At 36.0% G+C, this 23,203-nt stretch carries 16 protein-coding genes, 2 tRNA genes, 1 pseudogene and 1 riboswitch; of the genes and pseudogenes, 15 read left to right on the top strand and 4 right to left on the bottom strand.

Annotated features, from left to right (window positions below):
* Positions 1-31: 31 nt before the first annotated feature.
* Positions 32-2,659: a valine--tRNA ligase gene (locus DESTER_RS07525; protein ID WP_013639043.1), complete on the bottom strand. Its 2,628-nt coding sequence runs from the start codon at positions 2,657-2,659 to the stop codon at positions 32-34.
* 121 nt (positions 2,660-2,780) lie between these two features.
* Between DESTER_RS07525 and DESTER_RS08220 the strand changes: the two are divergent.
* The 15 genes and pseudogenes from DESTER_RS08220 to DESTER_RS07600 all read left to right on the top strand — a co-directional run.
* A pseudogene (locus tag DESTER_RS08220) lies at positions 2,781-3,761 on the top strand (IS481 family transposase); the annotation flags it as partial.
* A gap of 123 nt (positions 3,762-3,884) precedes the next feature.
* A tRNA-Arg gene (locus DESTER_RS07535) sits at positions 3,885-3,961 on the top strand.
* A gap of 15 nt (positions 3,962-3,976) precedes the next feature.
* Entirely contained in the window at positions 3,977-4,444 is a 468-nt protein-coding gene (locus tag DESTER_RS08225; protein WP_013639044.1) for a nucleoside deaminase, read from the top strand.
* Positions 4,420-4,514, top strand: a tRNA-Ser gene (locus DESTER_RS07545). The genes DESTER_RS08225 and DESTER_RS07545 overlap by 25 nt, the downstream gene beginning before the upstream one ends.
* 33 nt (positions 4,515-4,547) lie before the next feature.
* Positions 4,548-5,552, top strand: coding sequence for a recombinase RecA (gene recA / locus DESTER_RS07550; protein ID WP_013639045.1), 1,005 nt, complete (start codon positions 4,548-4,550; stop codon positions 5,550-5,552).
* Positions 5,536-6,627, top strand: a complete 1,092-nt coding sequence (locus DESTER_RS07555) for a type IV pilus twitching motility protein PilT (protein WP_013639046.1) — start codon at positions 5,536-5,538, stop codon at positions 6,625-6,627. The genes recA and DESTER_RS07555 overlap by 17 nt, the downstream gene beginning before the upstream one ends.
* Positions 6,611-7,045, top strand: coding sequence for a regulatory protein RecX (locus tag DESTER_RS07560; RefSeq protein ID WP_013639047.1), 435 nt, complete (start codon positions 6,611-6,613; stop codon positions 7,043-7,045). Before DESTER_RS07555 ends, DESTER_RS07560 begins: the two co-directional genes overlap by 17 nt.
* A gap of 35 nt (positions 7,046-7,080) precedes the next feature.
* Positions 7,081-9,720: an alanine--tRNA ligase gene (gene alaS / locus DESTER_RS07565; RefSeq protein ID WP_013639048.1), complete on the top strand. Its 2,640-nt coding sequence runs from the start codon at positions 7,081-7,083 to the stop codon at positions 9,718-9,720.
* Between the two features lie 36 nt (positions 9,721-9,756).
* A riboswitch (TPP riboswitch) is annotated at positions 9,757-9,863 on the top strand.
* A gap of 53 nt (positions 9,864-9,916) precedes the next feature.
* Complete coding sequence (locus tag DESTER_RS07570; protein ID WP_013639049.1) at positions 9,917-10,711, top strand: sulfide-dependent adenosine diphosphate thiazole synthase; 795 nt, start codon at positions 9,917-9,919, stop codon at positions 10,709-10,711.
* A gap of 26 nt (positions 10,712-10,737) precedes the next feature.
* Positions 10,738-12,042 carry a phosphomethylpyrimidine synthase ThiC gene (gene thiC, locus DESTER_RS07575; protein ID WP_013639050.1) on the top strand — a complete coding sequence of 435 codons (1,305 nt, stop codon included), beginning with the start codon at positions 10,738-10,740 and terminating at the stop codon, positions 12,040-12,042.
* Between the two features lie 62 nt (positions 12,043-12,104).
* A complete protein-coding gene (locus tag DESTER_RS07580) occupies positions 12,105-14,039 on the top strand; it encodes an EAL domain-containing protein (RefSeq protein WP_013639051.1) in 1,935 nt (644 codons plus the stop codon).
* 17 nt (positions 14,040-14,056) lie between these two features.
* Positions 14,057-14,812 carry an imidazole glycerol phosphate synthase subunit HisF gene (gene hisF, locus DESTER_RS07585; RefSeq protein WP_013639052.1) on the top strand — a complete coding sequence of 252 codons (756 nt, stop codon included), beginning with the start codon at positions 14,057-14,059 and terminating at the stop codon, positions 14,810-14,812.
* Between the two features lie 64 nt (positions 14,813-14,876).
* A complete protein-coding gene (gene pyrE, locus DESTER_RS07590; RefSeq protein WP_013639053.1) occupies positions 14,877-15,470 on the top strand; it encodes an orotate phosphoribosyltransferase in 594 nt (197 codons plus the stop codon).
* A gap of 11 nt (positions 15,471-15,481) precedes the next feature.
* The gene (locus DESTER_RS07595; RefSeq protein ID WP_013639054.1) at positions 15,482-16,456 is read left to right on the top strand and encodes a polyprenyl synthetase family protein; all 975 of its coding nucleotides are present in this window, start codon (positions 15,482-15,484) and stop codon (positions 16,454-16,456) included.
* A gap of 12 nt (positions 16,457-16,468) precedes the next feature.
* Positions 16,469-17,683: a hypothetical protein gene (locus DESTER_RS07600; protein WP_013639055.1), complete on the top strand. Its 1,215-nt coding sequence runs from the start codon at positions 16,469-16,471 to the stop codon at positions 17,681-17,683.
* Here the strand turns inward: DESTER_RS07600 and DESTER_RS07605 are convergent.
* From DESTER_RS07605 to DESTER_RS07615, 3 genes are read right to left on the bottom strand one after another with little or no spacing between them, the layout of a single operon-like run.
* Positions 17,652-20,765, bottom strand: coding sequence for an efflux RND transporter permease subunit (locus tag DESTER_RS07605; RefSeq protein WP_013639056.1), 3,114 nt, complete (start codon positions 20,763-20,765; stop codon positions 17,652-17,654). The genes DESTER_RS07600 and DESTER_RS07605 overlap by 32 nt on opposite strands.
* A complete protein-coding gene (locus tag DESTER_RS07610) occupies positions 20,758-21,933 on the bottom strand; it encodes an efflux RND transporter periplasmic adaptor subunit (protein WP_013639057.1) in 1,176 nt (391 codons plus the stop codon). Before DESTER_RS07610 ends, DESTER_RS07605 begins: the two co-directional genes overlap by 8 nt.
* Positions 21,933-23,201, bottom strand: coding sequence for a TolC family protein (locus tag DESTER_RS07615; RefSeq protein ID WP_013639058.1), 1,269 nt, complete (start codon positions 23,199-23,201; stop codon positions 21,933-21,935). Before DESTER_RS07615 ends, DESTER_RS07610 begins: the two co-directional genes overlap by 1 nt.
* Positions 23,202-23,203 lie beyond the last annotated feature (2 nt).

The following is a 23,203-nucleotide window of genomic DNA, read 5'->3' on the forward strand; positions in this document are numbered from 1 at the left end:
GGGTGTCCACCTTCTATCTGAACTTCAACACCTATTGTAAGTGTTTTAACTGCTGTAAAGTTCTTGCAAGCTTTTCAGAAACTTCTTTTAACTCCTCTAATTCTTTTCTGTTTTTCTCAACAACATTTTTTGGAGCTTTCTTTAAGAAATTCTCATTAGATAATTTTCTCTCAAGTTTCTGAATATCCTTCTCAATATCTTTTAACTTTTTCATTATTCGAGAAATCTCATTTTCAACATTAATAAGTTCTCCTACTTTCACATAAACCTCAATACCTGGTAAAAAGAAAGAAACACAACCTGAAGAAGCTTCACTCACAGAGTGAATTTCAGAAACCTTCGCAAGTTGCTTTATAGAAGCGACCATTTTTTCTATAGTTTCTATTAATTTATCATCTTCACTTTTAATAAAAATATCTACAAGCGTTGATGGAGAAATATTTAACTCAGCTTTAACATTTCTTATTCCTCTAATAACTTCTTTAATTATTTCTACTCTTGCTTCATCTTCTTCAAATTTGAACTCTGAAGTAGGCCAAGGAGCTATAACAATTGATTCTGCATCTTTGTTTGGAAGTTTCTGATAAATTTCCTCTGTAAGGAATGGCATTATAGGATGAAGTAACTTCATAGCATCCCTAAGAACAGTTAGTAAAACATGAAGAACTGTTCTTTTTTCTTCTTCAGTACCTTTATAAACCCTTTGTTTTGAAAATTCAATATACCAATCAGCAAATTCACTCCACAAGAACTGGTAAATAGCTTTTGCAGCATCATTAAATCGATAATTTTCTAACTCTTTATCAACTATTTCTACTGTTTTAGAAAGTTTTGAAAGAATCCATTTATCTTCAGGAGCATAAGAAACTGCTTCCTTCATTTCAACATTTTCAAGAGCTGAAAAAATAAACCTTGCTATATTCCAAATCTTGTTGGCAAAGTGTCTATAACCTTCAATTATCTTTTCTGAAAGCCTTATATCTCTTCCTTGAGCTGCCAAAGCAGCAAGTGTAAATCTTAAAGTATCTGCTCCATACTTTTCGACCATCTCAAGAGGGTCAATAACATTTCCCTTTGTTTTACTCATCTTTTGTCCTTTCTCATCTCTAACAAGAGCATGGACATAAACATCACTGAAAGGCTTTTCTTTCATAAAGTAATAACCCATCATCATCATACGGGAAACCCAGAAAAAGATAATGTCAAAACCAGTAACAAGGAGATCAGTAGGATAGAAGACTTTCAGATCATCTGTTCTTTTAGGCCAACCAAGAGTTCCAAAAGGCCACATTGCAGAACTAAACCATGTATCAAGAACGTCTTCATCTTGATAAAGATTTGTACTTCCACAATTTTCACACTTTTCAGGAACTTCTTCTGAAACGTTTATATGACCACAATCTTTACAATACCATGCAGGAATTCTGTGTCCCCACCAAATTTGTCTTGAGATACACCAATCTCTTATGTTGTACATCCAGTCAAAAAAGGTATTTTCCCATTGCTTAGGTACAAAACGAATTTCTCCAGTCTTAACAGCTTTTATCGCTCTTTCTGCTAAAGGTTTTGTTTTTACAAACCACTGATCTGATAAATACGGTTCAACAACAGTCTTACATCTATAGCAGTGACCAACGGAGTGAACATGAGACTCTACTTTTTCAAGAAAACCTTCTTCTTTAAGCATAGAAACTATAGCTTTTCGAGCCTCGAATCTATCCATTCCTTTAAAAGGAGAAACTGTAATTCTTCCCCAATCATCCATGACTTGAATTGCAGAAAGGTTATGCCTCTGCGCTACTTCAAAGTCGTTAAAGTCATGGGCTGGAGTAATCTTAACTGCACCTGTACCAAATTCAGGGTCTACATACTCGTCAGCAATTATTGGAATCTCTCTGTTTACAATCGGTAGCAGAACCTTTTTACCAACAAGATGTTTATATCTTTCATCGTTAGGATTCACTGCTACTGCAACATCACCAAGCATTGTTTCTGGTCTAGTTGTAGCTACAACTATAAAATCATCTTCACCAACAATAGGATATTTGATGTACCAAAGATTACCTTGTTCTTCTTCATGCTCTACCTCAAGGTCAGAAAGGGCAGTATGGCATCTTGGACACCAATTTATTAGTCTCTTTCCTCTATAGATAAGTCCCTCTTTGTAAAGAGTAACAAAAGCTTTCTTTACTGCCTTGGAAAAACCTTCATCCATTGTAAATCTTTCTCTACTCCAATCACAGGAAGTTCCAAGCTTTTTAAGCTGGTTGATAATTCTGCTACCATACTGGTCTTTCCACTTCCAAACTCTTTCAAGGAACTCTTCTCTACCTATATCATGACGAGTTAATCCCTCTTTTGCCAATTCTCTTTCAACAACCCACTGAGTTGCAATTCCGGCGTGGTCTGTTCCCGGAATCCAACAAACTTCAAAACCTTTCATTCTTTTCCAGCGACAAATAATGTCCTGAAGGGTTGAATTGAGGGCATGTCCAACATGGAGAACACCTGTAACATTTGGTGGTGGAAGAACAACACTAAACTTTGGTTTCTCTCCTCTTAAAACCTTTTTTTCATCTGCATGGAAATAACCCTTTTCAATCCAGAACCTATACCATTTATCTTCAAAAAGAGCAGGATTGTACGTGTTAGATGCCATTTTATCCTCCGTATAAACAAGTAGATTGAAGTTAAATTTTAAAACACTGGGAATGTTGAAGTTCAGATAGAAGGTGGACACCCTACAATAACCTTTGAATACCACAAGGAGGTGTCCACCGATGAAACAATTGAAAAGATTCAAAGGAACATCCCTCCATATATCCAGCACAAATACGGCGTTCAAAGAAACCCTGAAAAAAGGAAGAAGAGTAAAAAAGAAGCTTGACCTAACAAAAGACAGAAATGTTAAAAGGAGACTCAAATGGATAGAGTACTACCACAAAACAGGCAACGCCAGAAAAACATGCAGATACTTTGGCATCAGTCCAACAACCTTCTACAAGTGGAAAAAAAGATACGACAAGTACGGGATAGAAGGACTCCAAGACAGAAACAAAAGACCTCATAAAGTAAGACAACCACAAACAGAACCTGAAATAGAACACATCATCGTCACAATAAGGGAAAAATTCCCAACCTGGAGCAAAGAAAAGATAGCAGCCTTCATGGAAAGATACCTAAATGTAAAAATATCATCCTCTACAGTTTACAGGGTTCTCAAAAGACACGGACTAATAGAAAGAACCTGGAAACTAAAAAGTACCTACAAGAGGAAGAAACAGAAAGGGAAAAAGAACCGCACCAGAAAAGGACTAAGAGCAGACAAACCAGGAACAATCCTCATGGACGTTAAATACCTCTACTGGTGCGGTAAAACCTTTTACCAGTTCACGGCAATAGACAAGTTCACCCGAATAGCATTTGCCAAGGTTTATTCTACAAAAAGCAGCAGGAGCGGAAGAAGGTTTTTTGAAGAACTTGAAAAATTTCTTCCCTTCAAGATAGAGAAAGTTCAAACGGATAACGGGAGCGAATTTTTAGGGGAGTTAGACGAATATCTTAAAAGAAAAGGGATAGAACACTACTTTAGTTATCCGAAATCTCCCAAGACTAATGCGCATGTAGAAAGGTTTATTCAAACGACAGAAAGTGAACTATGGATGATAGAAGGAACAGAACCGACTGTTGATGAGATGAATAAAAAACTTTTTGAGTATTTAAAGATTTACAACTTTCTTAGACCCCATCACTCTTTAAATTACAAGACTCCCGCTGAGAAGTTTGAGGAATATATTAAAAACCATCAAGGTGTCCACCATGTATTGAACTCGAACAGGGAATTGAAAAGTAAGCTCAAAGGGATAAATTTAGAACTGAAATTTGCGCCCGTAGCTCAACTGGATAGAGCGTGGGACTACGGATCCCAAGGTTGCAGGTTCGACTCCTGCCGGGCGCGCCACTTCAAAGGTTTTTTATGGAGCTTGACCATCTGTTTCTTCTTGAAGCTTTAAAAGAAGCCAAAAAAGCATTTAAGCTTGGAGAAGTCCCTATAGGAGCCATCATAGTAAAAGATCGCAAGATAATCTCTCGAGCTTTTAATCGGAAAGAATTTTTACAAGATCCTACAGCCCATGCTGAACTTCTTGCCATAAAAGAGGCTTCAAGAAAACTAAACTCTTGGAGGCTTAACGGCTGTACTCTTTACTCTACTGTTGAACCTTGCATCATGTGCTGTGGTGTTATAATCCAATCACGGATTGATAGATTGGTTTACTCTGTTCCTGATCCAAAGTTTGGAGGAATAGAAAGTCTTTACACTATTTTTAAAGATAAAAAAGTTAACCACAGATTAGAGGTAAAAAAAATTTATATAAAAGAAGCTGAAGAGCTCCTTAAAGAGTTCTTCAAAGCTTTAAGGGAGAGGTGCCGGAGTCTGGCTTAACGGGCCCGACTCGAAATCGGGTGTACCCTTATAAGGGGTACCGCGGGTTCAAATCCCGCCCTCTCCGCCATTACTTTACAACCTTACTTATAGGAGAGTATCCATGCAGGAAGAAAGAAGAAGAGTCCTTGAAGATGCTCTAAGAAGGATTAAAAAGGAATTTGGTGAAGGCTCTGTAATGTTTCTTGGTGAAAAGCCTGCTGAAGAAATACCCGCAATAAGTACAGGCTCTATCTCAATAGATAGAGCTACAGGAATTGGAGGAATTCCAAGAGGAAGAATTACAGAAATATACGGTCCAGAATCCTCAGGAAAAACGACGCTTGCCTTACATGTTATAGCAAATGTTCAAAAAGAAGGTGGCATAGCTGCTTTCATTGATGCTGAACATGCATTAGATCCAACTTACGCTAGAAAACTTGGAATAAACCTTGAAGAGCTCCTTGTATCCCAGCCAGATAGTGGTGAACAAGCTCTTGAAATCGCAGAAACTTTGGTAAGAAGTGGAGCTGTTGATGTGATCGTTGTTGATTCAGTAGCAGCTCTTGTCCCTGAAGCAGAGATAAAGGGAGACATGGGAGATTCTCACGTAGGACTTCAAGCAAGACTTATGTCTCAAGCCCTAAGAAAGCTAACAGCTGCAACCAGCAGAAGTAATTGTGCTCTTATTTTCATTAACCAAGTAAGAGAAAAGATTGGAATGATGGGATATGGTGGTCCACAGGAAACAACTACTGGTGGAAGAGCTTTGAAATTCTATGCCTCTATGAGAATGGACATAAGAAACATTGGCCAAATCAAAGGAAAAGGAGATGAAAGAATAGGTCATAAGGCAAAGATAAAGATAGTAAAGAACAAATTAGCACCTCCTTTCAGAGAAGCAATTGTTGAAATCTACTATGGAGAAGGAATTTCAAAAGAAGCAGATCTTTTAAACTTAGGAGAAGAGCTAGGATTTGTTAAAAAGAGCGGTTCATGGTATTCCTATGGTGACATAAGACTTGGACAAGGCAAAGAAAACGCTAGAATTTTCCTTAAAGAAAATCCTGAAATTGCAGTTGAATTAGAAGCTAAAATAATGGAGGCATTTAGTGACCGTGGAGCTTAATTCTCTCCTAACAAAGGCTTTTAAGCTTGGTGCTTCAGATATACACCTTAGAGTCAAACTACCTCCTGTTTTTAGAATAAACGGAAAGCTAATTAGAACAGAACTTCCTCCAATCACTCTTGATGACATAAATCTTTATGTAAAAAAGATACTTCCCGTAGATAAGTTAAAAGAACTTCCTTACATAAAAAACCTTGATACTGCTTATAGTATTCCTGGAGTTTGCCGATTTAGAGTTAACCTCTTTAGGCAAAGAGGCACTTTTGCTATTGTTATGAGAATCATACCGTCTAAAGTACCCGAAGTAGAAGAGCTTAATCTTCCATCTGTTATAAAAGAAATAGCCCTCTACCAAAGAGGGCTTGTACTTGTAACTGGAACAACAGGCTCAGGTAAATCTACAACTTTAGCTGCCATGCTTAACGAACTTAACAACAAAGACTCCCGGGTAGTAGTTACAATCGAAGATCCCATAGAGTACCTTCATAAGGATAAGAAATGTATTTTTTATCAAAGAGAAATTGGAGATGATGCAGAAAACTTTTTTACTGCTTTAAGAGCAGCTCTTCGTGAAGATCCAGATGTTATCCTTGTAGGAGAAATGAGGGATTCTGAAACTGTTAGAACTGCTCTTGACGCGGCAGAAACAGGACATATGGTTTTCTCTACTCTACACACTCTCGATGCTAAGGAAACTATTAACAGAATAATTTCTTTCTTCCCTCCTCATCACCAACAAGCAATAAGATATCAACTTGCATCTGTACTAAGAGCAACTATTTCTCAAAGGCTAATTCCAAGAGCTGATAGAAAAGGTAGAGTTCCAGCGGTTGAAATCATGATTGTAACTGGAGCAATAAGAGAAAGGATAATTAATCCTGAACTTACAGAAGAAATACCTGAATTTATTGAAAAAGGAAAAGAGGTTTACGGTTCTCAAACTTTTGATCAATCGCTCTATGACCTTTGGAAAAAAGGTTTCATTACTAAAGAAGATGCTCTTAAGTATGCAACAAAACCTGATGATCTAAAACTTAAGATGGAGGGAATCTTCTCAAGTGGATTTGACATTTAAAAAGATCTATACCTACACAATTTTTTTGTTATCTAAAAAAGACTATTCACCTCAATCCTTAAGAAAAAAGATTCTTGAAAAGTTTCCAGAAGCTGAAAACCAAATTATCAATAATGTAATAGATACCTTGAAAAAAGAAAATTTTTTGAACGAATTTAGAACGGCTCATAATTACTTTACTTCAAAAATGGAAAAGGGATGGGGAAAGAAAAAAATTAGATATAGTCTCAGACAGAAAGGCTTTTCAGAAGAAGTTATAAAGGAGTTAGAAACTACCATTGAATTTGACTACTCCTTTATCAAAAAGGAAATTGAAAAAAAGTTTGGTCAAGTGAAAGATAAAAAACTAAGGGAAAAAGCGAAAAGATTTCTTCTTCAAAGAGGGTTTTCATACTGCGAGATAGAAAACATTCTCTGATAAAATTTAGCCAAAACTAAACCACGGAGATTTTCATGGGCAAGTGGACAGGAAAGGAGATAAGAGAAGCATTTTTAAGATTCTTTGAGGATAAAGAACACTTTAGAGTAAAAAGTTCTCCACTCATTCCAAAGAATGACCCAACACTTTTATTCACAAATGCCGGAATGGTTCAATTTAAGGACTATTTTCTTGGAAAAGAGAAACCACCATTTAAAAGAGCTACATCTTGCCAAAAGTGTATGAGAGCAGGTGGTAAACACAACGATCTTGAGAACGTTGGAAAGACCGGAAGGCACCATACCTTTTTTGAAATGCTTGGAAACTTTTCATTTGGAGATTACTTCAAGAAAGAAGCAATTGAGTTTGCTTGGGAACTTGTTACAAAAGTTTTTAAACTCCCCGAGGATAGACTTTACGTTTCTGTTTATGAAAAAGATGACGAAGCTTTTGAAATATGGAATAAATTAATTGGAATTCCTGAAAACAAAATCTACAAACTTGGTGAAAAAGATAACTTCTGGGCAATGGGAGATACTGGTCCTTGTGGTCCTTGTAGCGAAATTTATTATGACAGGGGTGAAGAATTTGCCTGTGGTGAAAATTGTGAAATAGGAAAGTGCGATTGTGATAGATACCTCGAGATTTGGAATCTTGTTTTCATGCAGTTTGAAAGAGATGAGAGCGGAAAGTTAACTCCTTTAGCTCACCCATCAATAGACACAGGAATGGGACTTGAAAGAATTGCATCTGTTCTTCAGAACGTTCCAAGCAACTACGAAACAGATCTGCTCTTTCCACTTGTCAAATGGGCTTCGGATTTAAGCGGCACTCCATACGGTAAAGATGAAAAGAGTTCTACCTCAATGAGAGTCATTGCTGATCATCTGAGAGCTCTCACTTTCCTCATTGCAGATGGAGTTCTCCCATCAAATGAAGGAAGAGGATACGTTCTCCGAAGGATAATCAGAAGAGCCTCAAGACATGGAAGACTTCTTGGAATAGATAAGCCGTTTCTCTTTGAAGGTGTAGATGAAGTTTTAAATATAATGGGAGATACTTATCCAGAAATCGTTGAAAACGGTAGACTAATAAAGAAAGTTACACTTAAAGAAGAAGAAAGATTTTCAAAAACTCTTGAAAGAGGACTTTACATCTTTGCAGAAATTATAGATAAACTAAGAAACGAAGGAAAAGATATCATTCCGGGTGAGGAGGCATTCAAGCTCTACGATACTTTCGGATTTCCACTTGACCTTATTTTAGAAGTTGCAAACGATGAAAACTTAAAAGTTGATGTTTCTGGTTTTGAAAAGCTCCTTGCCGAGCAAAAAGAAAGAGCAAGAAAAGCGTGGAAAGGAGGAGTACAAAAGGTTATTTCTCCAGAGCTCCAAAAGCTCTCTGAAGAGTCTCCATCTATTTTCATTGGATATGACCACTTAGAGGGAATTGGAAAAGTTACGGGAATTCTCAAAGACGGAAGACTTATAGAAGAAGCAAAAGAAGGAGAAGAAGTAACTGTAATTCTTGACAAAACACCTTTCTATCCAGAAAAAGGTGGACAGGTAGGAGATACTGGAATAATTGAGGGGAATAACTGTTACTGTGAAGTCCTAGACACTCAAAACATAACTGAAAATTTAATAGGACATAAGGTTGTGGTAAAAAAAGAAAAAGTTAAAGTCGGTGATATAGTAAACGCCATCGTTAATGAGGAGAGAAGAAAAGCGATAATGAGAGCCCATACAGCAACTCATCTTCTTCATAAAGCATTAAGAGAAGTTCTTGGAAACCACGTAAAACAGGCAGGTTCCTTAGTTCTCCCTGATAGATTGAGATTTGACTTTACTCACTTTGAAGCACCAACAGAAGAAGAACTTCAAACAATTGAAGAAACAGTTTATAACTGGGTGCTGAAAAACTACCCTGTCAAAATTGAAGAGATGTCTTATGACGAAGCTATAGAGCGTGGAGCAATCGCACTCTTTGGAGAAAAGTATGGCGATGTAGTAAGGGTAGTTGATGTTGGAGGAGTAAGTGTAGAGCTCTGTGGAGGAACACACGTTGAAAGAAGTGGAGACATTGGATTTTTCAAACTAATCTCTGAATCCTCAATCTCATCCGGAACAAGAAGAATTGAAGCTGTAGTTGGAAAGGAAGCTTTCAAGTACATAGAAGAAAAGGAAGCTTTAATAAAGAAATTACGTAGTTCTTTACAGTCTCCTGAAGAACAGCTATTGCAGAAAGTCGAAAAGCTTAAAGAAGAACTTAAAGCAAAAGAAAAAGAACTTGAAAGAATCAAGAAAAAACTTGCTACAGCTGAAATAGATCAAATAGTTGAAGACGCCCCAATCATTAACGGTATAAAGGTAGTAACAGCTAAACTTGAAGGATTTGGAGGAAAGGAACTTGCAGAAATTGCAGACGTTATAAGAAATAAAGCTAAGACAGCAGCAGTTATGATTGTTGGAATCAAAGATGGTAAAGCTAGCCTACTAATAGCTCTAACAAAAGACTTAACTGATAGATTTAAAGCAGGAGAAATAATAAGGGAAATAGCTCCAATCCTTGAAGGAAGAGGTGGTGGAAGACCTGATATGGCTCAAGGTGGAGTTCAAAATCTAAGTAAGCTTGAAGAAGCATTTAGTGAATTTAGAAAAAAATTCAAAAATTAACTTTGTTGAAATTTACTCTTAATAATCATAATTTAAAACAAGCCGCAGGGGTGGAGCTTTGGCTCCTGAGAGCTCCCAGTAGGGAGCAACCCTTTGAACCTGATCCGGGTAATACCGGCGTAGGGAGCGGCGAGAATTTTCTTCTCGTCCTATCCAACTCCCCCCTCAGGCTAAAAAATAAACTTAGGAGGAAGCCATGCAAAATCTTAACGAAGTTGTTATCTCACAAGCAATTATTGAATCTTATATGGAAAAACTAAAAGACCACCTTGAAGTAGATGTTGCTATAGTAGGGGGAGGTCCTTCCGGTCTTGTTGCAGGATATTATCTTGCAAAAGAAGGATTCAAGGTCTCTATATATGAAAGAAGAATTTCTATTGGTGGTGGAATGTGGGCTGGTGCAATGTTTTTTAATGAAATTGTCGTTCAAGAAATGGGAAGAGAAATTTTTGATGAATTTGAAGTAAACTATAAGGAATTTAAACCTGGTTACTACTTAGCTGATGCCGTTGAAGCTGTAACAACAATAGCTTCAAAAGCTGTAAAAGCAGGAGCTGTTATTTTCAACGGAATGACAGCAGAAGATGTTGTTCTAAAGAAAGTTAATGGCAACTATAGAGTTTGCGGACTTGTTATTAACTGGAGTACCGTAGAAATGAATCACTTAATGGTTGATCCTCTTGTTATTACCTCTAAATACGTAATAGATGCAACAGGCCACGATGCAACTGTTGTTTCTACTCTTCAAAGAAAGGCAGGAGTTAAGCTTGCAACAGAAACTGGATGTGTAGTAGGAGAAAAACCTCTTTGGGCTTCTGTGGGAGAAGAAGATACTGTCAAAAATAGTAGAGAAGTCTTCCCAGGAATTTACGTTAGTGGAATGGCTGCAAACGCAACTTGTGGAAGTCACAGAATGGGACCAGTTTTTGGTGGAATGCTCATGTCCGGTAAGAAAGTTGCACAGGAAATTGCTAAAAAACTTAGAGGTTAAGGGTTAAAATTAAATTTGGAGGAATTATGGCTACCCTTGTTGAGCTTGTCAAAAAAGGTGTAATTACAAAAGAAATTGAATTTGTAGCAAAATATGAAAAAAGAGATATTGATTATATAGTTCAAGGACTTATTGAAGGAACAATAGTAATTCCTGCTAATATCTATCATAGAGAAAGAGAAGGCTTTCAACCAAGAGGAATTGGTAAAGGATTAATCACAAAAGTAAATGCAAACATTGGAACATCTGGAGATATTGAAAGTATTGAACTTGAACTTGAGAAAATGAAGGTTGCTATTAAATACGGCGCAGATGCTGTAATGGATCTTTCAACAGGTAATTATATCGATGAGACAAGAAGGACAATCATTCAAAACTCACCTGTAATGGTAGGAACAGTTCCTATTTATCAAGCCGCTAAAGAAGCAGTAGACAAACATGGTTTCATTGGGAAAATGACAGTTGACGATTTATTTAATGCTATTGAAAAACACTGTCAGGATGGTGTTGACTTTATAACAGTTCACTGTGGTGTTACATTAAGTTCCCTTGAAAAGTTAAGAAACGAAGGAAGAATAATGAACATAGTTTCCCGTGGTGGTGCTTTAATGGCAGAGTGGATGGTTTATAATGAAAGAGAAAATCCACTTTACGAATACTTCGACAGACTCCTTGAAATAGCTAAAAAGTACGATGTTACACTTTCTCTTGGTGATGGAATGAGACCTGGTTGTATTGCTGATGCAACAGATAGGTGTCAGATAGAAGAACTCATTACACTTGGAGAACTTGTTGACAGAGCAAGAGAAGCTGACGTTCAGGCAATGGTTGAAGGACCTGGACATGTACCTCTTGATCAAGTAGAAGCAAACATTCTTCTTCAAAAAAGACTCTGTCATAACGCACCTTTTTATGTTCTTGGCCCAATTGTTACTGATATTGCCCCAGGTTACGATCACATAGCAGGAGCAATTGGTGGAGCAATAGCTGCAAAAACTGGCGCAGATTTTCTATGTTATCTTACTCCTGCTGAACACCTTGCACTTCCAGATGTTGAAGATGTCAAGCAAGGAGTAATCGCTGCAAGAATTGCAGGTCATGCAGCTGACATTGTTAAAGGTATTCCAGGTGCTATAGAATGGGACCTTGAAATGGCAAAAGCAAGGGAAAATCTTGATTGGGAAAAACAATTTGAGCTTGCAATAGACCCAGAAACTGCAAGAAAGTACAGAGAAGAGAGAAAACCTAAAAAAGATGAAGAAACCTGTACAATGTGTGGAAAGCTCTGTTCGATAAAGAGGGTTCATGAATATTTGAAAAAAGACAAGTAACTTTTCCCCCCCCCTTGGGAGGAAGGGGGTATAATATATAAGAAATTAAGGAGACAAGCTCAATGGAGGAGTATCTTAAATTTTTTGATAAATTTTGCATAAGTGATTTAGAAGAATTACCAGAAAGTATTAGAAAAAAGCAGGAAATTACAAATGTTAAAGACTTCTGTAAAGAAATTAAGCCTCAGTTTAAAGAACTAATAAGTTGTTATTTCAAAAATAAAAAAAGATTTGAAAAATTATCTATAGATTTGGGAAGAAAGCTTTATGAAAAAGGCATAAGTATAGCTCTTATTGTTGATGCAGTTAATACAATTCTTTTCAAAATTATCAACTATATAAATCCAGAACATTTACCTAAAAATCTTATAGAACAGGCAAATCAACTTATGGAAGAATTTATGAACTTTATTGCTCTAGGATTTATACTAGAATTACTTCCTGAAAAAAAGAAAAAATTAGAACAAACCTTTAATACTACTCCTTGTAGAGATTTAGTTAACCAATTCTCATATATAGAAAAAGTTTTTGGAGAAGGAAAACCTCTATTTAAAGAAGCTAATGATTGTCCCGTTACAGATTATATGAAAGACTTAGGCTTTAGAATAGCTTGCAACAAACTAAAAATCTGCGAAGAAATAGAAAAAACACACCATTTACTGCACACGTACTTTAAGCTATTTAAAGTTTACTATGATAAAAAAAGATATCTTCCTATTTATTTAATTTTAATTACCATTTATTTTTTATTTGAAAAATTGGGAGAAATGTTCCGTAGTGTTGAAAGTGCAAAGAAAAATATTTCAATTGAAGAATTAATATCTTTTATTTTAACAGAAAAAAAAGATATAATCCTTTTCGTCCTTGATCCAAAAGAAATATCTTTTCTAAACAAAGTATTTGGATATACTATAGGAGATAAAGTTTTCTTTTTTTTAATGGAAAAGCTAATTGCTTTAATTCCTCCTGGTAAAGAACAAGCAATAATTAAGTGTATACAAGGTGCGATCTGCGTAATTTCGGAAAACAACTCTATAGATTACGATAAGATTTTTCTAGAAATCAAAAAATTCCTTAAAGAAGAATTTAAACATCTACCTATAAAGTTAGATGTATCTGGTTTTCTACTAAAGTTTCCTAAAGAAGTTGACATAAGTCAAGGAAAAGTATTGAGTTCAATTAAATTTGCCATTAGGGAAAGCAAAAAAAATCCAGAAAACCTATTTGTGTTAGACCTAAAAAAGTTAGATAATTATCGAAAGATAACGATATTCAAAAATTTCTATGAGGATCTAGTGGAAAAAATATCCTCGGGAAAAATAGGATTAGTCATTCAAGGTATCTACAATCTAAAAACGCAAAAGGTAAGTCACTATGAAGTTTTTGTAAGATTAAGAGATAGTAAAGGAGAAGTTATTCCTGCTTATGAATTTATAGATTTGATTTATGAGTATAGACTAATAGATCTTCTGGATATAGCTGTTCTAAGAAAAATTATAGAAAATGCTCATCTATTTTACAATAAGTTCATATTCATAAATATAAGTCCTAGAACTTTCAAAATTGTTTCTTCTTCTGAAGAAGTAAAAAAACTTACAAAACAGATGAAAAAGATGGGATTAAAGTTTGGTTTTGAAATAACCGAGCAGTCAACTATCGAAGATTTTGACATTATTGTAGATTTCTTTAAAAAGACAAAACTTCCAATATTAATAGACGATTTTGGAACTGGCTATTCTTCATTCTCACATTTTGTAGATTTTATTGAAAGAGTTCCCATAAAGTTTTTGAAAATAGATGGTAGTTATGTAAAGAAAATCGTAGATTCAGGAAAAGCTGAAAAAATAGTAAAAACAGTAAATGGTATGGCACATTCTTTAAATATTGAAACAGTTGCAGAATTTGCAGAAAACAAGGAAATCGTAGATAAGCTGAAAAAGCTGGAAGTTGACTACGGTCAAGGATACTTCTTCGAAAAACCTAAACTTATCGTGTAAAAGAGAGGTAGCTTGATATGCTCGCAAAGAGGATCATTCCCTGCCTTGACGTAAAAGAAGGAAGGGTGGTTAAAGGAGTTAACTTTGTAAATCTAATAGATGCTGGTGATCCAGTTGAAAACGCAAAAGTTTATGACGAACAAGGAGCTGACGAGCTTGTTTTTCTTGATATAACTGCAAGTTATGAAAAGAGAAACATAATGATAGATGTTGTAAAGAGGACTGCTGAAGAAGTTTTTATGCCACTGACTGTTGGAGGTGGTGTTAGAACTCTCGAGGACATAAGAAATCTTTTAAATGCTGGAGCAGATAAAGTTTCAATAAATACAGCAGCTGTAAAAAATCCGGATTTAATATATGAGGGTGCAAAGCTTTTTGGTTCTCAGTGTATAGTTGTTGCCATAGACGCAAAACGAAAAGGTAATTCATGGGAAGTTTACATACACGGAGGAAGAACTCCAACAGGAATTGATGTTATTGAATGGGCAAAGAAGGTTGTAGACCTTGGAGCAGGTGAAATTCTTCTAACTTCAATGGATAAAGATGGAACAAAATCGGGTTACGATATAGAATTAACAAGAACAATTTCTGAGGCTGTTTCTGTTCCTGTTATTGCCTCAGGTGGAGCAGGAACAAAAGAACATTTTTATGAAGGATTTGTTTATGGAAAAGCTGATGCAGTTCTTGCAGCTTCAGTTTTTCACTTTAAGGAGATTTCTATCCCTGAGTTGAAGGAATATTTGAAAGAAAAAGGAGTTCGAGTAAGAATATAAACTTGAAAGAAGTTAAACTGCAACCTAAAATTACATCTAACTTTTATCTGTTGGAGGCAAACGAATGCTCACAGAAGATCAGATAAAGGAAATATTTTTAAAAGCAGATGCCTTCCTTGAAGGACATTTCCTTCTTTCAAGTGGTCTTCATAGTCCTTACTATCTTCAGTGCGCAAAGGTTCTTCAATATCCTGAGTATTCAGAAGTTCTATGTAAAGAACTCGCAAGAAGAATAGAAAATCTTGAAGTAGAGTACAACCTTGTAATAGCTCCAGCAATTGGTGGAATTATTGTTTCCTACGAAACTGCAAGACACTTGAAAGTAAGAGGAATTTTTGCAGAAAGGGTTAATGGAAATTTAACATTAAGGAGAGGCTTTAAAATAGAAACTGGCGAAAAAGTAGTTGTAGTTGAAGATGTTGTAACAACAGGAAAGTCTACAAAAGAAACGATAGAAGTTGTTAAACAACACGGTGGAGAAATTGTTGCTGTTGGAAGTCTTGTTGACAGAAGCGGCGGTAAAGTAGATTTTGGAGTTCCATTTGTAACTTTATGGCAACTGGAAGTCCCCGTTTATGAACCAGAGTCTTGTCCTTTATGCAAGGAAAGTAGGATACCTCTTGTAAAGCCTGGAAGCAGAAATATTCCACTTAAGTAGGTGGTTCTTAGATGAAGATATTTAAGCCATTTGAAGTGATAAGAGAAGAACTTGAAAAAGCTGAAGAGTGTTCAAGGGAGCTCCTCAATTCTAACGTCAGGCTCGTCCTCACAGCCGGTGGTTATATTCTTGATAGTGGTGGAAAGAGAGTAAGACCAGGACTCACAATCATTTCTGGAAAACTTGTAGAAGCTCCTCTTGAGAGGCTTATCCCCGTTGCAACGGTTATGGAGTATATGCACACAGCTACTCTCCTTCACGATGATATCGTTGACGGTGCAAAGCTGAGGAGAGGAAGGTTATCAGCAAATGAGGTCTTTGGAAACGACGTTGCAGTCTTAGTTGGTGACTACATGTTTGCAAAAGCCATTTACATTCTGGCAGTTTACGGTGGAGATAAGGTTTTAAAGGTTGCAGCCCAGACTGTTCAGGAGATGGCAGAGGGAGAACTCCTTCAGCTTGAAAAGATTGGAGATATCAATCTCACAGAGGAAGAGTATTTTGACATAATTTACCGAAAAACTGCTTCACTCCTCTCAACCTGCTGTGAAGTCGGTGGAATCGTTGGCGAAGCAAGGGAAGAGGAAAGGAAAGCCCTTAAAAACTACGGTAAATTCATCGGTTACGCATTTCAGCTTGTTGATGACGCCTTTGACTACATATCTGATGAGAAAACAATTGGAAAACCTGCTGGAAATGACATTAGAGAGGGAAAGGTAACCTATCCTCTCCTTTCAGCACTGAAAAAAGCAACAGAATCTGAAAAAGAGAGAATTTCCCAGGTTCTATCAACTGTTGAACCAACTAAGGAACAAATTGAATCTGTAAGACAATTTGCATTTGAAAAAGGCGGAGTTGAAGAAACAATCAAACTTGCAAGAGAATACGTAGAAAGAGCAAAAGAAGTTCTCAACGTCTTTCCAGAATCACCTTTAAGAAAAGCTCTATTCGAAATTGCAGACTTTATTGTTGAAAGAACCAGTTAAAAGAGGTAACTTTTGCAACTTCCCCTCTTCGATTGGTTGGCTCTCCTTTCTTTTCTATTCACCTTTATCTTGCTTTCAAACCGTAAACTGGAAAGGAGCAGACTCTGGACAGCTTTAGTAACCCCTCTTGCTTCCATAATAGGAAGCGGTTATCTGATCTCCGCTCCTCTCCTCTACCACATTGCAGGGACTAACGCATGGATATTCATGGCTTTCATAGTTTTTCTTGCCTACCTGATAGGGGAGGCCATCAGATTTAACATACTTCACGAAGAGTCTATCTTAATAAAAGATAAAAAAGAGAAGCTGGAAAAGCTCATTTCGGAAGTTGAAAGTTTTTCAAACTTGGCACTCGCTTTTGCATACTTTATCTCGGTAGCTTTTTACTTAAGACTCCTTTCCTCCTTTATATTCTCCGGCTTTTTGGAGAGGAATGAAGCCTTAGAGAAGGCAATGACTTCTATTCTTCTCCTATTCATAGGAACTGCAGGTTATCTCCGAGGGCTAAACTTTTTGGAGTTCCTTGAAAAGTATGCTGTAGCCGTAAAGCTTTCAGTAATAACCGGTTTTCTCACAATCTTACTCTTTTTCAACATCCAACATGAGTTTGCCTACGAACCGGTCAACAAAACATTTTCCTTCGGAACCCTCCAGATTTTGGGAGGAATCCTTCTTATCGTTCAGGGTTTTGAGACCTCAAAATATTTAGGAGAAAAGTACTCCTCTACCGAAAGGATAAAAAGCATGAAGGTAGCTCAACTGATTTCGGGATTCATCTATGTGAGCTTCATCTTCCTGGTTACTCCTCTTCTTCACACGTTGAACATTAACAAGATTGACGAAACCGCAATAATTGCTCTTGCATCCTCCCTTTCTTTTATCATGGGAGTCTTAATAAGAACGGGACCTTTGATGAGTCAGTTCAGTGCGGCAGTTGCCGATACCATAGGCGCAGGGGGACTGATCTCCGCCGAAACGAAGGGGAAAATAACCTCGAGGGCAGCTTATCTCCTTCTCTCCTTAACGGACATCCTTTTAATCTGGATTCTCAACGTTTTCGAAGTTATAAATTACGCCTCCAAAGCTTTTGCATTTTACTATCTTTTGCAGACCGTAATTGCAATTACCATCTCCATAAGAAAAAGAAAAATCCTACATGCAGCACTTTTCATCTGTGTCTCTTTCATTCTCATCTTCATCGTGACAATGAGCAAAAGCGCAGAATAAGAAGCTTCACCTCTTCAATAAACGAAACCAGAACAGGAACAAAGACAAGAGTCATAAACGTTCCAATAATAAGTCCTCCAATTGCAACAACCGCTAGTGGAGCAAGCCTCTCAAGTCCCAAAGCCCAACCAAGAGCTATAGGGATCATCCCCACAGATGTTCCAAAAGCTGTCATAAGAACAGGGCGAGTTCTGATTTTTATACTATCCAAGATAGCTTCGCTGAGCGGTCTTCCTTCATTTCTTGCCTTTTGTATGAAATCAATAAGAAGGATAGAATTGTTTACAATAACTCCAGCAAGAAGAATCATTCCCATAAAAGAAGGCATACACTGAGGTTTTCCTGTAATCAGAAGAGATATTGCAGCTCCTATAACTGAAAGAGGAATGGCTGCCAAGATAGAAATTGGATAGGTAAAAGAGCCAAAAACTATAACTAGAGAAAAATAAAGAATAATAATTCCTATTGCAAGAGATTTAAAAAGCCTTGAAAAACTTTCCTGCATTTGCTTTATTTCTCCTTCGTGGGATACACCATAACCTGCTGGAAGTTTTAAAGACTTCTCTAAGGGATTTACCTGCATTTGGAGAAAAGTTGTTGGTGCTGTTGCTCTATAACCTTGAATATCTAAGACATTTAATAAATCTTGATGAGTAATAACATTCTGAACATTTTGAGACTTAAAGGTTGCAAAATAAGAAAGAGGTATGAAACCTTTTTTTGTAGGAATTGGTATTGATTTAAGTTGATCTACAAAACCTCTTTCATCTTTTGGAAGAATTACTCTTATTACCATTCCATTTTCCATCGGAACAACAAAGGAAGAAACTGGGATACCTTTAACGTATTCACCAACATAGTTTGCTATCTCAAGAGGCGTTAGACCATAAAGACTTGCTTTGTTTGAATCAATTTGGAAGATATACTCTTTTTTATCCATATACCAACTTCGAGAAACAGAAGTTAAACCTTTTACTTTATACATAAGAGAAAGTAGTTTATCTCCAAGTTTATTGAGAACTTTCGGATCTTTCCCGTAAATCATTTCATCTATGGTTGCTTTAATAGAAGAAAGTGGCGTTGCACCAAAGTCCATAACATTAACATACCTTAAACCTGGAATTTGACTAAAAGATTCTCTCAACTTTTCTTCTATCTGCCATATTGTTTCTTTTCTATGGAATCTATCAATAAACTGAATCTTTATCTCTATCTGCTGTGGAAGTTTTCCACTTCCAAAGGAAAGAACTCCTGGTTCTGAACCAATGGTTGATGAAACTCTTAAAACGTATGGCATTGAATAAACGATTTTTTCCATTTTCGAAAGTATTTCTTCTGTTTTCTCAAGCGAAGTATTAGGATCTGTTTCTGCTCTAACAATTACAAGTCCTGTATCCATAGGAGGCATTAGGTCTCTACCAACAAGAGGCATTACGTTTTTCATAGTAAGCACAAAGAGAATAACTGCTAAAAAGAGAAATGATACCTTTTTTAAAGAACTACTTAGAACCGAACTAACAACTGAAGCGTAAAAGTTACCCGTCTTAAAGACAAGTCCTTTAACGAAAAAGCTGTAAACCTTCCTTTCAAGAAAGTTTTTGTCCGGCGTTTTTTTAAGAATGTATGGGGTTACCATTGGAAGCAAAGTTATTGAAACAATGTAAGAAACTATAAGAGCAATTATGAGAACGAGAGCTAAAGGCTTTAAAATTTTTTCAACATATCCTCCAATGAAAACGATTGGAAGAAGCATCACAACAGTAGTAAAAGTTCCGCTAAAGTCAGCAAGCATTACTTCTTTTGTTCCATCAATAGTTGCTCTCCATATATCCTTCTTTAGCTCAAAGTAATGTCTTTCAATACTTTCAACAATTACAACTGCATCATCTGTTAGCATTCCAAGAGCAAGGATAACAGCAGTTAGTGTAACAATGTTGAGGTTAAATCCAAAGAGCCACATAAGACCAATTGTAACAAGGCACGTTACCGGAATAGAAAAGAAGGAGACTATAAGCATCCTGATATTTGCAAGGAAGAGAAATATTACAAAAAGGGTCATTAAGATTGCATCTCTTAGGGCTTCAAACATGTTTTTATTGGAGAGTTTGATCATCCACTCCTGAGTATCAGCAATTTCAAAGTTTAGCTGCGGATAGAGTTTTTTAAGTTTAGGAAGAAAATTCATTACAGATTCAATAGCTGGAAGCTCATAACCCTTCGGAGAACGTAGAATACTTATTCCAATTGCTGGCTTTCCATTTCCGTGATATGCAGAAAGTCTATCTTTATAACCCCAATCCACCTTTGCAACATCTTTCAGCTTTATGTTTGGAGCAATGTATATATTTTTTAGTTTCTCTATCCTATCTACTTCATCTTCAAGTTTTAAAACTACAAGACCCTCTTTGTTTATAGTTAACCCGATAGGAACGTTTTTGTTGTTCTCCCTTATGGCTTTGGCAAGTTGATAAAAAGAAATGTTATATTTTGCAAGTTTTAAATAGTCTGGATAAATTCTTATCTCACGTTTGTATCCACCAAAGATTTCCACGTCTGAGACGTTGGGAAGGTTTAAAAGTCTGTCCTTTATCTCGTTTTCTGCAATTTCTCTAACCTGAGCAAGTGAAAGACCACTCCTCTGTTTAGGAGATACTGCAATGACCATTACAGGATTTGTTGCATCGGTTACTTTGTAAACCTGTGGAGGAAGGATATCGTTTGGAAGGAAGGGTAAAACCTTTGAGAGCTCATTTGAAACATCAGTTGCTGCTGCATCTATCCCTTTTTCGTATTCAAACTCAACAGTAACTACAGAAACTTCATCCTTTGAAATAGACCTAACCGTACGGACGAGATCAAGGGTTTTCATTCTCTGTTCAATTGGTCTTGTTATATGAGAGGCGACGTCTTCCGCTGAAGCTCCCGGTTCAACTGTAACTATTGCAATCTGAGGTCTATTTGCATCTGGAAAAAACTTTCTTGGAATTTCTTTAAAGCCGATTAATCCAATGACGCAGAAGAAAAGAAGTATTGCCAATATCGCATGAGGTTTTCTTACGTACCATTCAATTATCTTATCCATCAAAAGCCTCCGATAAAACCACACTTCCCCTTCTCATAACTTCAAGGAGTTTGCTCTCTCTGCCGACTATTACTTTTGTCCCTTCTTGAAGGTTAGAGGAGATAATTGCTTTATCCTTTACTGTTTTAAGTACTTTTATCTTAACGGGTTTTACCTTATTATTCTGTTCAACAGATAAAACATAATCTCCATTTTTTAGATGAAGAATGGCATATATAGGAACAATTTGACCTTTATAAGGTTTTCCAAGAACCTTAACAGATACATTTTCAAAAGGTTTTATCTTTTCTGATTTGTTAACTTTTATCTCAGCAATGTAAAGAAAATTTTCGTTTGCAGAAGGGTAATACTTGACCAGTTTTCCAATTTTCTTTTCACCCTTAAAAACAGGACTATCAATTGGAATTTCTTTCGCATCTTCTGGGGGAATATTTATTAAAATTTTAAAACCATACTTAGGATAATAGACTTTTATTATCGGTTTTCCTGGAGTTGCTAAACTTCCTTCATATGCAAGAACTTCTGAAACAACTCCATCGTCAAGAGCTCTAATTTCCGTATACTTAAGTTGAGATTTAAGAGCTTCTATTTTTTTCTCTATTGAAGAAATAGCCGACTTAAGCTCTTTCCATTTTGCCTTTATGCTTTCTACTTTTGATTCAGCAATAGCAAGTTGATTTTCTACTTTTTCAACTGCTACTTTTGGAACAGCTCCTTTTTCATAAAGAAATTTTTCTCTATTAAACTCCTCTTTGGCATTTTTTAATGCAATTTCTGCTGCTCTGAGTTCTGCTCGTAGTCCAGGAATAAGGTTTTCTTTTGCTCTTTTTTCTTCTTCAAGAGCAGAAATGTTACTTTTGATTTCAGAATCATCTATTTTTGCAAGGAGCTCTCCTTTCTTAAAAAAATCTCCTTCGCTTTTATAGACTTTTAAAACTGTTCCATAAATTTTTGTTGAAATTGTGGCATGTTTATATGGTTGAAAAGTTCCAATATAATTAAATTCTTCTTGGAGCTCTCCACTTTTAATAGTAGTCCACTTTACAGAAATTGGATAAATCTTAGGTGGAGGAATTTTTGAAATTTCCTCTTTTTTCTTCTTTATGGCAGTAACTCCAATGAGGACTAAACCAACAATTATTGCAATGAATAGTATTTTTGTTTTCATTATTCTTCCTCCATTAAAGCCTTAATTCTCCTTCTATCACTTTCCCATCTATAATAAGAAGCTCTTAGTTCTGCCTCTGTGAGAAATCTTTTTGACTTTGCAAGAAGAAGATGGTCTACATCTCCTTTGCCACTTTCATACTTTAGTTTTTCTATTCTCTCAACTTCCTTTGCAAGTTCTAACTTCTTTTTTAGAGTTCTTATCTTAGACTGAATAGAACTCAAATCAGCAATTACATTTGCCAACTCTTTCTTAAGCTCTAGTTTTGATGTTTCATATTCTTTTTCTTTTGAAATCTTTCTCAGTTTAGCACTCAAGATATCGTTCTTTTTCCTTCCAAACTCAAAAATTGGAAGCTGAAAATTTAAAGATATTGTCCCAAAACCTTCATTTTCTTTAGAGTCAAAGCCGTAATTTCTTGTGTAGAAGGCGTCAAGCTTCACTTTTATTCCATACTTTCCTTTTTCTGTATTAACTTCCTTCAAGGAAACTTTAACTTCTTTTTCTTTAGCTTTAATTAGGTGGTTTCTCTCAAGAACTCTAAGATAAAGATTTTTTAATAGATATTCTTTTTCCTGATAGTTAATTATTACAGGTTCAATTTTCTTTATCTTCTTCCCAACCAAAGTTTCAAGAGCTGTAATAATTGCACTCTTTTTAGCTTTAATTTCATCTATCTTAGACTGAACATCTTCAACTGAATATTCAACCTTTAGAAGGTCAACTTTTGCAAACTTTCCAACCTTTATTCCAGCTTTGACATTTTCTTGAAGTTTAAGAAGGCTCTCTCTGTAGGATTTCAGAGCTTTTTCTGTTTCGGAAAGAGAGAGGTAATTTAAATAAAGTGCATCAACGTTATATTTTATCTGCCACTGTGTTGCTGTTTCTAAGTTTTTAAGTATTTCAGCCTGGAGCTTAGCAATTTCCACTTTTCTTGAAATATTTCCTCCAAGATAAAGAGGCACTGAATAAGAAATGCCATATGAAAACTTTTGACTATCAAAAGGTAAAGAGTTCAAAGGACTTGGCATGTGAGACATAGGAACTAATATGTTGTTTCTGTTGTAATGAGTAAAACCAGCAATAACATCTACTTCTCCTAATCTCAAAAGCTTTAAAGATTTACTTTTCTTCTCCAAAGATTTTGCCTGAAGTTCAATAGCTTTTAGTTTTGGATAGTTCTTGATAGCAAGATTTTCAGCTTCTTGTAGTGTAATAGCATAGACCGAAAGAGGTAAAAAAATGAAAAAAATTAGTAAGCCCCCCATTT

The organism is Desulfurobacterium thermolithotrophum DSM 11699, assembly GCF_000191045.1.
Lineage (GTDB): Bacteria > Aquificota > Aquificia > Desulfurobacteriales > Desulfurobacteriaceae > Desulfurobacterium > Desulfurobacterium thermolithotrophum.

Bases quoted from the DNA above. Each gene is read 5' to 3' on its own strand.
- DESTER_RS07605 (WP_013639056.1), bottom strand. From the start codon at position 20,765: ATGGATAAGATAATTGAATGGTACGTAAGAAAACCTCATGCGATATTG.
- DESTER_RS07615 (WP_013639058.1), bottom strand. From the start codon at position 23,201: ATGGGGGGCTTACTAATTTTTTTCATTTTTTTACCTCTTTCGGTCTAT.
- DESTER_RS07610 (WP_013639057.1), bottom strand. From the start codon at position 21,933: ATGAAAACAAAAATACTATTCATTGCAATAATTGTTGGTTTAGTCCTC.
- pyrE (WP_013639053.1), top strand. From the start codon at position 14,877: ATGCTCACAGAAGATCAGATAAAGGAAATATTTTTAAAAGCAGATGCC.
- recA (WP_013639045.1), top strand. From the start codon at position 4,548: ATGCAGGAAGAAAGAAGAAGAGTCCTTGAAGATGCTCTAAGAAGGATT.
- DESTER_RS07580 (WP_013639051.1), top strand. From the start codon at position 12,105: ATGGAGGAGTATCTTAAATTTTTTGATAAATTTTGCATAAGTGATTTA.
- DESTER_RS07525 (WP_013639043.1), bottom strand. From the start codon at position 2,659: ATGGCATCTAACACGTACAATCCTGCTCTTTTTGAAGATAAATGGTAT.
- alaS (WP_013639048.1), top strand. From the start codon at position 7,081: ATGGGCAAGTGGACAGGAAAGGAGATAAGAGAAGCATTTTTAAGATTC.
- DESTER_RS07595 (WP_013639054.1), top strand. From the start codon at position 15,482: ATGAAGATATTTAAGCCATTTGAAGTGATAAGAGAAGAACTTGAAAAA.
- hisF (WP_013639052.1), top strand. From the start codon at position 14,057: ATGCTCGCAAAGAGGATCATTCCCTGCCTTGACGTAAAAGAAGGAAGG.
- thiC (WP_013639050.1), top strand. From the start codon at position 10,738: ATGGCTACCCTTGTTGAGCTTGTCAAAAAAGGTGTAATTACAAAAGAA.
- DESTER_RS08225 (WP_013639044.1), top strand. From the start codon at position 3,977: ATGGAGCTTGACCATCTGTTTCTTCTTGAAGCTTTAAAAGAAGCCAAA.
- DESTER_RS07570 (WP_013639049.1), top strand. From the start codon at position 9,917: ATGCAAAATCTTAACGAAGTTGTTATCTCACAAGCAATTATTGAATCT.